The sequence below is a fragment of the Caulobacter sp. GW821-FHT10F06 genome, from assembly GCF_058809215.1.
Window position 1 is genome coordinate 177,934 of record NZ_JBXASK010000005.1, and the last position, 11,913, is coordinate 189,846.

At 66.5% G+C, this 11,913-nt stretch carries 13 protein-coding genes; 6 read left to right on the forward strand and 7 right to left on the reverse strand.

The features are described 5' to 3' along the window. Nucleotides 1-8 precede the first annotated feature (8 nt). From dnaQ to AC1RUS_RS12845, 5 genes are read right to left on the reverse strand one after another with little or no spacing between them, the layout of a single operon-like run. Nucleotides 9-734 (reverse strand): DNA polymerase III subunit epsilon, encoded by a 726-nt coding sequence (dnaQ, locus tag AC1RUS_RS12825; protein WP_492916653.1) that lies wholly within the window; start codon nucleotides 732-734, stop codon nucleotides 9-11. 30 nt (nucleotides 735-764) lie between these two features. Further along, nucleotides 765-1,358, reverse strand: a complete 594-nt coding sequence (gene coaE, locus AC1RUS_RS12830; protein WP_492916655.1) for a dephospho-CoA kinase — start codon at nucleotides 1,356-1,358, stop codon at nucleotides 765-767. Nucleotides 1,359-1,361: 3 nt separating this feature from the next. After that, nucleotides 1,362-2,216, reverse strand: a complete 855-nt coding sequence (aroE, locus tag AC1RUS_RS12835) for a shikimate dehydrogenase (protein WP_492916657.1) — start codon at nucleotides 2,214-2,216, stop codon at nucleotides 1,362-1,364. Continuing rightward, complete coding sequence (locus AC1RUS_RS12840) at nucleotides 2,213-2,812, reverse strand: Maf family protein (RefSeq protein ID WP_492916659.1); 600 nt, start codon at nucleotides 2,810-2,812, stop codon at nucleotides 2,213-2,215. The genes aroE and AC1RUS_RS12840 overlap by 4 nt, the downstream gene beginning before the upstream one ends. Beyond that, a complete protein-coding gene (locus tag AC1RUS_RS12845) occupies nucleotides 2,809-3,717 on the reverse strand; it encodes a pyruvate, water dikinase regulatory protein (protein WP_492916661.1) in 909 nt (302 codons plus the stop codon). Before AC1RUS_RS12845 ends, AC1RUS_RS12840 begins: the two co-directional genes overlap by 4 nt. A 434-nt stretch (nucleotides 3,718-4,151) precedes the next feature. Between AC1RUS_RS12845 and hemE the strand changes: the two genes are divergently transcribed. From hemE to rho, 4 genes are all read left to right on the forward strand, one after another. Next, nucleotides 4,152-5,186: a uroporphyrinogen decarboxylase gene (gene hemE / locus AC1RUS_RS12850; RefSeq protein WP_492916663.1), complete on the forward strand. Its 1,035-nt coding sequence runs from the start codon at nucleotides 4,152-4,154 to the stop codon at nucleotides 5,184-5,186. Then, complete coding sequence (gene hemH, locus AC1RUS_RS12855) at nucleotides 5,183-6,226, forward strand: ferrochelatase (protein WP_492916665.1); 1,044 nt, start codon at nucleotides 5,183-5,185, stop codon at nucleotides 6,224-6,226. Before hemE ends, hemH begins: the two co-directional genes overlap by 4 nt. Continuing rightward, the gene (locus AC1RUS_RS12860) at nucleotides 6,175-6,690 is read left to right on the forward strand and encodes a CopD family protein (protein WP_492917106.1); all 516 of its coding nucleotides are present in this window, start codon (nucleotides 6,175-6,177) and stop codon (nucleotides 6,688-6,690) included. Before hemH ends, AC1RUS_RS12860 begins: the two co-directional genes overlap by 52 nt. Nucleotides 6,691-6,949: 259 nt before the next feature. Continuing rightward, nucleotides 6,950-8,371 (forward strand): transcription termination factor Rho, encoded by a 1,422-nt coding sequence (gene rho, locus AC1RUS_RS12865; RefSeq protein WP_492916667.1) that lies wholly within the window; start codon nucleotides 6,950-6,952, stop codon nucleotides 8,369-8,371. Between the two features lie 81 nt (nucleotides 8,372-8,452). On the opposite strand, the gene AC1RUS_RS12870 is transcribed toward rho, so the two are convergent. After that, nucleotides 8,453-9,418, reverse strand: coding sequence for a quinone oxidoreductase family protein (locus tag AC1RUS_RS12870; protein WP_492916669.1), 966 nt, complete (start codon nucleotides 9,416-9,418; stop codon nucleotides 8,453-8,455). Nucleotides 9,419-9,422: 4 nt separating this feature from the next. Then, the gene (locus tag AC1RUS_RS12875) at nucleotides 9,423-10,121 is read right to left on the reverse strand and encodes a dienelactone hydrolase family protein (RefSeq protein WP_492916671.1); all 699 of its coding nucleotides are present in this window, start codon (nucleotides 10,119-10,121) and stop codon (nucleotides 9,423-9,425) included. 109 nt (nucleotides 10,122-10,230) lie between these two features. Between AC1RUS_RS12875 and AC1RUS_RS12880 the strand changes: the two genes are divergently transcribed. Both AC1RUS_RS12880 and mnmE read left to right on the forward strand, forming a co-directional pair. After that, complete coding sequence (locus AC1RUS_RS12880; protein ID WP_492916673.1) at nucleotides 10,231-10,476, forward strand: DUF6489 family protein; 246 nt, start codon at nucleotides 10,231-10,233, stop codon at nucleotides 10,474-10,476. Beyond that, a complete protein-coding gene (gene mnmE, locus AC1RUS_RS12885; RefSeq protein WP_492916675.1) occupies nucleotides 10,476-11,813 on the forward strand; it encodes a tRNA uridine-5-carboxymethylaminomethyl(34) synthesis GTPase MnmE in 1,338 nt (445 codons plus the stop codon). The genes AC1RUS_RS12880 and mnmE overlap by 1 nt, the downstream gene beginning before the upstream one ends. Nucleotides 11,814-11,913 lie beyond the last annotated feature (100 nt).

Sequence of the window (11,913 nt, forward strand, 5' to 3'; positions counted from 1 at the left end):
CGCGGGCGTCAGCCCTGGCCGGCGGCTTCGATCTCGACCAGGCCCAGCTTCACCCAGACGGCCTTGTCCTTCAGGGTCGACTTGATCCACTCGACATGGATCTCGCGCTCGGCGTCGGTCGAACGGGGGGCCAGGGCGCGAGGGCGTTCGCCATAGGCGCCCGCCTGCAACTGACCCGCCATGGTCTCGGTGACCACCGCCGTCAGCTCCAGCGCTCGTTCCTTGCCGCCCTGCAGCTCGAGATAGACCTCGGCCAGCAGGTGGGCGTCGATCAGCGCGCCGTGCTTGTCGCGGCTGTCGAGGCTGATCTTGAAGCGCTTACACAGGGCGTCCAACGAGTTGTACATGCCCGGAAAGCGCTTCTTGGCCATGGCCAGGGTGTCGACCCAGCGCGGTTCGGGCAGGGCGGCGCGGCCGCACTTCTCCAGCTCGAAATTGACGAAGCTACGGTCGAAGGCGGCGTTGTGGGCGACCACGACGCTATCGCCGACGAACTCCAGGAACTTGTCGGCGATCGCCTCGAAGCGGGGTTTGCCGGTCAGGAAGGCGCTGGACAGGCCGTGGACCTTCTCGGCCTCGGCCGGCATGTCGCGCAGCGGATCGCAATATTCGTGGAACGAGCGGCCCGTCGGCATGAAGTCGACCACCTCGATGCAGCCGATTTCGACCAGGCGGTCGCCGGTCTTTGGATCGAAGCCGGTGGTTTCGGTGTCGAGGATGATTTCCCGGGCCATGGCGTTTCATGCGTCCGTTCGACGACAGCTTCAAGCGCTGGCGCGCAGGCGAGTCAGGATGTCGCGGACTTGTCCACGGGCGTGTTCCAGTCCCTGGCTCGTGTCGATGACGAAGTCGGCGCGCGCGCGCTTTTCGGCGTCGGGCGTCTGGCGCGCCAGGATGGCGTCGAACTTGGCCTCGGTCATCTCGGGCCGGGCCAGCACCCGCGCGCGCTGAACCTCGGCCGGGGCCGAGACCACCACCACCTTGTGAACCTTCTTGTCGCCGCCGGTCTCATAGAGCAGCGGCACGTCGAGCACGACGATGTCGTGATCCTGAGCCTGCGCATCCTCGAAGAAGCCGATGCGGTGGGCGCCGACCAGCGGATGGACGATGGCTTCCAGCTTCTGCAGCGCCTCGGGATCGCCGACAACCGCGGCGCTCAGCCTGGCCCGGTCGATCGCGCCGTCGACGACGACGCCGGGGAAGGCCGCTTCCACCGGCGCGACAGCCGCGCCGCCCGAGGTGTAGAGCGCATGCACGGCGGCGTCGCTGTCATAAACGGGTACGCCCTCGGCTTGGAACATCGTCGACGTGGTCGACTTGCCCATGCCGATCGAACCGGTGAGACCCACGATGATCATGTCTCAGGCCTCGCCCAGATGGCGCAGGGCCAAAGCGCGGACATTGACGCCCGTCGGCGGCGGCTGGCCGTAGAAGGCCTCGAACGAGGGGATCGCCTGGCACAGCAGCATTTCGAGGCCATCCACCGTGCGGCGGCCGGCGGCCTGGGCCCGTTGCAGGAACTCGGTGCGCAGCGGCTTGTAGACCATGTCGACGATCACGGCTTCGGCGGGGGTCAGGTCCAGCTGGGCGGCCGGGCCCTCGCCGCCGCCGAGACCCAGCGAGGTGGCGTTGATCACCAGGCCGGCGTCGATCAGCTGGTCGGGCAGGGCGTATTCCGGAACCGCGACCACGCGCGGGCCGAAGGCGGCGGCCAGTTCGTGGGCGCGGTCCAGCGTGCGGTTGACGATCCCGACCTTGGGGGCCCCGGCCAGCAGCAGGGCGGCGATCGCGCCGCGCGCCGCACCGCCGGCCCCCAGCACCACGACCGGGGCCGACGCGATGTCATAGCCCGGCGCCTGAGCCTCGATGGCGCCGAGCAGGCCGGGGCCATCGGTGTTGTCGGCGCGGATCGTGCCGTCAGCCTCGAAGATCAGCAGGTTGGCCGCGCCGGCCATGCGGGCCAGGTTGCTGACCTGATCGGCGGCCGCCAGGGCCTTTTCCTTGAACGGAATGGTGACGTTGAGGCCGCGAATGGCCCCGCCGCGTAAGCCATCGATGAAGGTCTCGAAGTGATCCTCGGCCGGGGCGAAGGGCACATAGGCCGCGTCGAGGCCGGCGGCCGCGATCCAGGCGTTGTGGATCAGCGGGCTCATCGAATGGCGGATCGGCGCGCCGCAGACGCCGGCGACGATCGCCGCGCCCGAAATCGAACTCATGTCTCGAGGGCTCCATGCAGGCGGAGGAAATCAAGCAGTCCCACCAGCGGCAGGCCCAGGATGGTGAAGTAGTCGCCGTCGACGGCGTCGAACAGCTGCACGCCCTCGCTCTCCAGCTCGTAGCAGCCGACGCAGTGGAGGATGTGCTCGCCGCGCCGCTCGAGATAGCCGTCGAGCCAGGCGTCGCTGAACGGCCGCACCGACAGCTTGGCGCTCTGCACCACGCGCCAGATCGGTTTGCCTTCGCGGGCCACGACCACGGCCGAGTGCAGCTTGTGGGTCTTGCCGCGCAGTTCCAGCAGCAGGGCGCGGGCCTCGTCCAGCGTGTCGACCTTGTCGATCAGTCGGCCGGCGAAATCCAGCGTCTGGTCGGCGCCGATCACCAGGCCCGGACGCCTGGTCGAGACCTTGACCGCCTTCATCTCGGCCAGGGCGTCGGCGACCTCGCGCGGCGACCCGCCCTCGGCCAGCAGGCCGGCCTTGGCCGCGTCTTCGTCCACGCCCGCGACGACGGCCTCGAAGTCGATCCCGGCGTTGCGCAGGATCGCCTGACGGGCCGAGCTCTTGGAGGCCAGGGTGACCGGCGTGCGGCTCATCCCAAAACCTCGACCTGGCCGCGGCCACCGGACAGGAGGTTGATGATCGCCGCGGCCGTCTCTTCCACCGAGCGGCGGGTGACGTCGATGATCGGCCAGCCCATCTTCTCGAACAGCCGGCGGGCGGCGATGATCTCGCTGCGCACCGAGTCGGTGTCGATATAGTCGCTCTCGCGGTTCTCCTTCAGAGAGAGAAGCCGGTTGCGACGGATCTGGATCAGCCGCTCGGGCGAGGTCATCAGCCCGACGATCAGCGTGTTCTTCAGCTCGAACAGCTCGGAGGGCGGCGGGCGGCCCGGCACCAGCGGCACATTGGCGGCGCGCACGCCGCGATGAGCCAGATAGATGCAGGTCGGGGTCTTGGAGGTCCGCGACACGCCCACCAGGATCACGTCGGCCTGGGTCAGGTCCTGGCCGCCCTGGCCGTCGTCGTGGGCGATGGCGTAGTCCAAAGCCTCGATGCGGTCGAAATAGTCGTTGTTCAGCGCGTGCTGCGCGCCCACGCGCGTAGAGATCCGCGCGCCCAGATAGCGCGACATGGCGCTGACCACCGGATCCAGCGCCGCGATGCAGGGCATCTCCAGCCGTCGGCAGCCTTCCTCCAGCGCCGAGCGAAGGTTGGGATCGATGATGGTGTGCATCACCACGCCCGGCGCGCCGGCAATCTCGTCCAGGGCCCGGTCCAGCTGCCGCGTGGAACGCACCAGCGCGTAAATGTGTTCAATCGGCAGAATGTCGGTGAAGCGGGCGCAGACGGCCCGGGCCATCGCGTTCAGCGTCTCGCCGGTGGAATCCGATACGAGATGGATATGGAAGTAGGTCGCGAACCGAGGCGCGGGGCGATCACCCTCGCTCGCTCCGGTCGAAGACTCCTGTGGATCATCCGTTAACGGTTGCTTAACCACTTGGCCTGCCTCTGGGGACGCGTGGGCGCCGAAACCGTCCCAGAGCGTCGTGTCATGGCGCCGCTGTGATCAACGGCCGCATTGACCGCGTATCATCCCCAAGCCCGACCCGCATCCCTCGATCTTGGATCATCGCGATCCCATGTCCGGGGAAGAAAGGTTAACGAGGCCTTAAGCACGCTGAGGCTCGTTAAGAGTTCATTAAGAAACGCAAGGCCGTAGCCATCCATCCCCATGATTAACAGGGCGCCGTCCCCATGTGGGGGAACGTGGGCATAAGCCTGGATCGCGTGTGGGAGTCAGCGTGAGCCATCCGGTTTTCCCCAGTTCCCACTTGCCCTTCTCCTCCTACTTCCAAACTTAAGATCTTATTAAGAAATGAAGATGGGCCTTCGGGCTTGAGCCCAAGGGCGGGACGGGATTTAACGCCCCTCATGAACGCCCCGATCATCCAGACGCCCAAGCTGCTCTCCGTCCTCGCGGGACAAACGGCCGAACGCCCGCCCGTGTGGTTCATGCGCCAGGCGGGTCGCTATCTGCCGGAGTACCGCGCCGTCCGCGCTACGACGCCGGACTTCATCAGCTTTTGCTTCGATCCGGAAAAGGCCGCCGAGGTGACGCTGCAGCCGATGCGGCGCTTCCCCTATGACGCGGCCATCGTGTTCGCAGACATCCTGCTGATCCCCGGCGCGCTGGGCCAGAAGGTCTGGTTCGAGGCGGGCGAAGGTCCGCGTCTGGGCGAGATGCCGTCGATCGAGTCGATGGCCGAGCTGGCCGGCAATGCAGGGGCCAAGCTGTCGAACATCGGCGAGACCCTGAGCCGTGTGCGTTCGGCGCTGGATCCGGAAAAGGCCCTTATCGGTTTCGCCGGCGCGCCCTGGACCGTGGCGACCTATATGATCGAGGGCGGCTCCAGCGACCGGACCGGCGCGCGAACCTACGCCTATCAACACCCTGAAAAGCTGGACCAGCTGATCGCGGTGCTGGTCGAGGCGACGATCGATTATCTGGCCATGCAGGTGAACGCCGGGGCCCAGGCCCTGAAGCTGTTCGAGAGCTGGGCCGAGGGTCTGTCGGAACCCCAGTTCGAACGCCTGGTCATCCAGCCGCACGCCGCCATCGTGAAGGGCCTTCGCGACCGAGGCGTGACGGTTCCGATCATCGGCTTCCCGCGGGGCGCCGGCGCTCTGGTGGAAACCTACGCTTCGGTCGTGCCGGTTCAGGGCGTGGCGCTGGACACCCAGGTCAGCGCGGCGATGGGTCAGCGCATCCAGAAGATCAAGCCGATCCAGGGTGCGCTCGATCCGCTGCTGCTGCGGGCCGGCGGCGATCAGCTGCTGCGTCGGGTCGACCAGATGATCGAGCAGTGGGGGCAGGGGCCCTACATCTTCAATCTGGGTCACGGCATCCTGCCAGACACGCCGATCGCCCATGTCGAACAGGTTCTGGCGCGGGTGACCGGCAAGTGACCGCCCGCCGCAAGGTCGCCGTCGTCCTGTTCAATCTGGGCGGACCCGATGGCCCGGACGCGGTGCGGCCGTTCCTGTTCAACCTCTTTCGCGATCCGGCGATCATCGGCGCGCCGGCGATCATCCGCTATCCGATCGCGGCGCTGATCTCGACGACTCGGGAAAAGAGCGCGAAGGCCAACTACGCGATCATGGGCGGTGGCTCTCCGCTATTGCCCGAGACCCAGAAGCAGGCTGCAGCCCTGGAAGCCTCTCTGTCTGAGGCTATGCCCGAGACCGAGACCAAGTGCTTCATCGCGATGCGCTACTGGAAGCCGCTGACCGACGAGACCGCCAAGGCCGTCAAGGCTTGGGCGCCGGACGAGATCGTCTTGCTGCCGCTCTACCCGCACTATTCCACCACAACGACAGGCTCTTCGCTGAAAGCGTGGGAGAAGGCCTATCGAGGTCCCGGCCAGACCCGCACCATCTGCTGCTATCCGACCGACGACGCGCTGATCGATGCTCATGCGCGTCTGATCCGTGAAACCTACGAAAAGGCTGGCAGCCCGAAGCCGGCGCGCCTGCTGTTCTCGGCCCACGGCCTGCCTGAGAAGGTGATCCTGGCCGGAGACCCCTATCAGAAGCAGATCGAGGCCACGGCCGCCGCCGTCGCGGCCAAGCTCGGCGACGGTTGGGATTGGAAGGTCAGCTATCAGAGCCGCGTTGGGCCGTTGAAGTGGATCGGTCCTTCGACCGACGACGAAATCCGCGCCGCCAGCCAGCAGGGCTTGGCGCTTGTGGTGACGCCGATCGCCTTCGTCTCCGAGCATATCGAGACCCTGGTCGAACTGGACCACGAGTATCGCGAGCTGGCGGTCGAGAATGGCTGCCCAGCCTATATCCGCGTCCCGGCCTTGGGGATCGAGCCGGCCTTTCTCGCCGGCCTGGCCCGGGCGGTTGTCGAGGCTCTTCCGCGGGACGGTGTTTCGCCCGCGTGCCCGTGGCGCTGCGCCAACGACCTGACCCAGTGTCCTCGCAAGCCAGGAGCGGCCGCTTGACCGATTTCCTCGTCCAGAACTTCAACGTCTTTCGCGGCCTGCACATCCTGGCCGTGATCGCGTTCATGGCCGGGATGCTCTACCTGCCGCGCCTCTACGTCTATCATACCCAGGCCACGCCGGGCTCGGAGATGGACGAGACCTTCAAGGTGATGGAGCGCCGGCTGCTGCGCGGCATCATCAATCCGGCTTCGGTCCTGACCCTCGTGTTCGGGCTCTGCCTGATCCTGGCCGACAGCCAGATCCGCGGCTGGGGCTTTCTGATGCAGCCCTGGATGCTGACGAAGCTGGTGTCCCTGGTCGGCCTCTATGGTTGGCACGGCTTCCTGTCGGCCTCGCGCAAGAGGTTCGAGCGCGGCGAGAATGTCCGCTCGGAAAAGTTCTGGCGGATCACCAACGAGTTGCCGTTCGTGCTGGCGATCATCATCGTCATCTCGGTGACGACCAAGTTCCTGAACCACTAGGCGGCCTGGCTGGTGGCGCGGCGCTTGACCGGCCCCCTCGCATGTGGTTCCCATCGACCTCAGGACCGACAGGTCCTGTCTTCACGGACCGGCGCCCGTCCTGGCGCGCCCCCGGAGCCAAGCTTCGAAGGTCTGTTCCCCAATCGATCCGCGTCGTCGTCATGGCGCGCTCGCCGAGCTTCCTTGGCCCGGCGTGAGAACTAGAAATCTTTCCGGCCGGATCGCGTCTCGCGGTCCGCGTCCCCGTTTGAGTCCAAACATGACCGAAGACACCGATCACGACGCTTCCGCCGACCTGGAACCCGTCATCGACACCACCACCCCGGCCGAAGAGCCCGGCGCCCAATCGGCCGAGTCCGAAGACGGCGGCGACGCGGAAGACACCGGCATCGCCGACGCCGTCGCCGCCCTGGGCCTCAAGACCATGTCCCTGCAGGAGCTGAAGGAGAAATCCCCGGCCGACCTGCTGGCGTTCGCCGAGACCTTCGAGGTCGAGAACGCCAACTCCATGCGCAAGCAGGACATGATGTTCGCGATCCTCAAGACCCTCGCCGAGGAAGGCGTGGAGATCTCGGGGTCGGGCACCATGGAAGTCCTGCAGGACGGCTTCGGTTTCCTGCGCTCGCCGGAAGCCAACTACCTGCCGGGTCCCGACGACATCTACGTCTCGCCGTCGCAGATCCGGAAGTATGGCCTGCGCACCGGCGACACCGTCGACGGCGCCATCCGCTCACCGCGCGAAGGCGAGCGCTACTTCGCGCTGACCGGCGTGGCCAAGATCAATTTCGAGGCCCCCGACAACGTCAAGCACAAGATCCACTTCGACAACCTGACGCCGCTCTATCCCGAAGAGCGCCTGAACATGGAACTGCCCGATCCGACCATCAAGGATCGCTCGGGCCGCGTCATCGACATCGTCGCTCCGCTCGGCAAAGGCCAGCGCTGCCTGATCGTCGCCCCGCCGCGCGTGGGTAAGACCGTCATGCTGCAGAACATCGCCAAGTCGATCGAGACCAACCACCCCGAGTGCTACCTGATCGTCCTGCTGATCGACGAGCGCCCGGAAGAAGTCACCGACATGCAGCGCACCGTGAAGGGCGAAGTCATCGCCTCGACCTTCGACGAGCCGGCGACCCGGCACGTGCAGGTGGCTGAAATGGTCATCGAGAAGGCCAAGCGCCTGGTCGAGCACAAGCGCGACGTCGTCATCCTGCTGGACTCGGTCACGCGTCTGGGCCGCGCCTACAACACTACGGTCCCGTCGTCGGGCAAGGTGCTGACCGGCGGTGTCGACGCTAACGCCCTGCAGCGTCCCAAGCGCTTCTTCGGCGCGGCGCGCAATGTGGAAGAGGGCGGTTCGCTGTCCATCATCGCCACCGCCCTGATCGACACCGGCAGCCGCATGGACGAAGTGATCTTCGAAGAGTTCAAGGGCACCGGTAACTCGGAAATCGTCTTGGACCGCAAGGTCGCCGACAAGCGCATCTTCCCGGCCATCGACGTGCTGAAGTCCGGCACCCGTAAAGAAGAGCTGATCACCCCGCGCGACCAGCTGCAGAAGACCTACGTCCTGCGCCGCATCCTCAACCCGATGGGCGCCTCGGACGCCATCGAGTTCCTGCTCGAGAAGATGCGCCAATCCAAGACCAACGGCGATTTCTTCCAATCGATGAACACCTGAGTCCGAACAGACTCAACGTTCAAAGGAAAAGCCCCGGGGATGACCCGGGGCTTTTTTGTTGGGCTGACCGGGTATGCGGCCCTACGGAATCAGCAGGGTAGCGCCGGTCGTACGACGACCTTCGAGGGCTTCGTGCGCCGCACGAGCCTCGGCCAGCGGGAAGGTCTGGCCGATGTCGATCTTCACCGCGCCGGAGGCCAGGACCGCGAACAGGGCCTCGGCGCTCTCGTCCAGTTCCTCGGTCGTGACGATGTAGTCGAACAGGCGCGGACGAGTGACGAACAGCGACTTGCTCGCCAGCTCCAGCGGCGTGAACGGCGCGACCGGTCCCGAAGCGTTGCCGAAGGTCGCCAGCACGCCGCGACGCGCCAGGCTCTTGAGGCTGGCTTCAAAGGTGTCCTTGCCGACGCCATCGTAGACCACGGCCACGCCCTTGCCGCCCGTGATCTCGGCCACGCGAGCGGCGACGTCTTCCTGACCATAGAGGATCACATGGTCCGCGCCGAGTTCGCGGGCGATGGCGGCCTTAGGCTCCGAACCGACCGTGGCGATCACGGTCGCGCCGAGGCTTTTGCACCACTGCACCAGGATCTGGCCAACGCCGCCGGCCGCCGCGTGGACCAGAACGGCGTCGCCCTGTTTCACGTGAAAACATCGGCGGACGAGGAACTCGGCGGTCATGCCCTTGAGCAGGACGGCCGCCGCGATCTCCAGGCTGACGGCGTCCGGCACCTTCACGGCGCGATCGGCCGGCACGACGGCGACCTGGCTATAGGCGCCGATCGTGCCGTTGTAGGCGACGCGATCGCCGACCGCGAAACGGGTGACACCCTCGCCGAGCGCCTCGACCACGCCTGCCGCTTCCAGCCCCAGCACCGCCGGCATCTTCATCGGGTAGAGGCCCGAGCGGTGATAGGTGTCGATGAAGTTTAGGCCGACGGCGTGATGCTTGACCAGGATCTGGCCGGCGGCCGGAGAGGGGACGGGCAGGTCGACGGCTTCGAGCACCTCGGGTCCGCCAGCCTTGGTCGCTTGGATCGCCAACATCGGATCAGCCCAGGTGGGTCTTGAAGAAGGTCAGGCTGCGGCCGTTGGCCTTGGCCGCGTCGGCCGCGTCGTAGTGCGCGCCGCCTTCACGCGCGAAGGCGTGGTCGCGGCCGGCATAGGCGTGGATCTCGATCTGCGGATGATCCTTCAGCGCGGCCAGGATGACTTGCTGCGCCTCGGGCGGCACGAATTGGTCCTTCTCAGCGATATGCATCAGCAGCGGATGGGCCAGCTTCTCGGCCTCGCCGACATGCTTCTCCAGGCCGACACCGTAATAGGAGACGCAGGCGTCGGCGTCCGTGCGGGTCGCCGTCAGGAAAGTCAGCAGACCGCCCAGGCAATAGCCGACCGCGCCGACCTTGCCGGTGACGGCGGGCAGGGCGCGGGTCGCGGCGATCGTGGCGGCGATGTCGTTGACGCCGGCGTCGACGTCGAAGGCGTTGAACAGCTCAAAGGCGCGCTTCCACTCGGCCTCGGACTGGTCGGTGATGTCGATACCGGGCTCGATCCGCCAGAAAAGGTCGGGGCAGACGGCGATGAAGCCCTGCGCGGCCAGGCCGTCACAGATGTCGCGCATCACCTTGTTGACGCCGAAGATCTCCTGGATCACGACGACGGCCGGCGCATCGCCCGCTGCCTGAGGTCGCGCCACATAGGCGGAAAAGGCGCCGTCAGGCGTTGTGATCCTGAGGGTCTCGCTCATCGGGGCTCTCCGTCGTTTCAGGTCGATGTGACTTTCGACCAAAGCGCTCTAACGTGACCCGTCGGGCGTTGCCCATAACAATATCGTGCCCTGACCTGAGGGAACCGCCATGAAGATGACCATCGAGATCGACTGCACGCCCGTCGAGGCGCGGACCTTCCTGGGCCTTCCCGACGTCAGCGCGCTCAACGACCACCTGGTCAAGGAGATGCAGTCGCGCATGGACGCCAACATGGCCATGCTTGCCCCCGAGGAGCTCATGAAGAACTGGATGGCGTTCGGGGCTGGCGCTCAGGACCAGTTCCGCAAGCTGATGACGGCCGCGGCCGGCGCGGCGGTAGGCAAGCGCGACTGATGACGGAGACGATCTTCGCCCTGGCCACGGCGGCCGGGCGGGCGGCGGTGGCCGTGGTGCGCGTCTCAGGCCCAGGCACGCGAGACGTGGTGGCGGCGTTGGCGGGCAAGGTCCCCAAACCCCGCCAGGCCGGTCTTCGTCGGCTTCGCCACGATGACGTCGAGCTGGATGAAGCCTTGGTCCTGTGGTTCGAGGGACCCGCCAGCTATACCGGCGAGGACGCCGCCGAGTTTCACGTGCATGGCGGTAGGGCCGTCGTCGAGGCGTTACTGGAAGCCCTGGTCGCGCTGGGCTTGCGCCTGGCCGAGCCCGGCGAGTTCACACGCAGGGCCTTCGAGAACGGCAAGCTGGACCTGGCGCAGGCCGAGGGCGTCGCGGACTTGATCGACGCCGAGACCGAGGGTCAGCGCCGCCAGGCGCTGGGCCAGATCGGTGGGGCGCTGAGCCAACGCTATGATCGCTGGCGCGACATCCTGATAGAGGCCCTGGCCATGCTGGAAGCCGCCGTTGACTTTCCCGATGAGGACCTGCCGGAGGAGGTCGCGGCCCGTGCTCGCCCCGGTCTGCAGACCTTGGCTCGCGAAGTCGACGAAGCCTTGGCCGACGTGGCGCGGGGCCGGCGTGTGCGGGACGGCTATCGCATCGCCCTGGTCGGCGCGCCCAATGCGGGCAAGAGTACAGTGCTCAACGGCTTGGCCGAACGCGAAGCGGCGATCGTCACGGAGATTGCCGGCACCACGCGGGACATCATCGAGGTTCCCCTGGTGCTGGGCGGCTATCGCGTCCTGCTGGCCGACACCGCCGGCCTTCGCGAAACCTCGGATGTCGTCGAGGCGGAAGGCGTACGCCGGGCGCGGTCGTGGGCCCATGATGCGGACCTGCGAATCTGGGTCGTCGATGGGTTTCACGTGGAACATCCGCCAGGGGAGGGGAGTGATCTCCTCGGCCCTGGCGACTGGGTGCTCATCAATAAGATGGACATCGCCGACGCCAAGGCGGTCGCGACGGCTACGGAAACCTTGGCGGCGCGTGGCCTCACCGTGCGGACGGCGACCGCCAAGTCAGAGGGCGCAGTCGATCGCCTGAAGTCCGATCTCACGACCCATGTGGTTGCTGCGCTGTCCGGCGCCGAGTTTCCGGCGGCGACGCGTCTGCGTCATGCCGAGCGCTTACGAGAAGCGCGCGCCTATCTGGGCCGAGCGCTATCCGAACTCGAGGTCGAACTGGCAGCGGAGGATGTCCGGCTAGCGGCTCGGGCGCTGGCCAAGATCACCGGCCGCATCGACGCCGAGGATGTACTGGACCGGGTGTTTTCCAGCTTCTGCATAGGCAAGTGATGTTCCACGTGAAACGTCGACAGGTTGTCCACAGGCTGATCACAGCTCTGTCCTGAGTGTTTCACGTGAAACGTCGCCGCAGCCTGCGGACTCGCGTCGA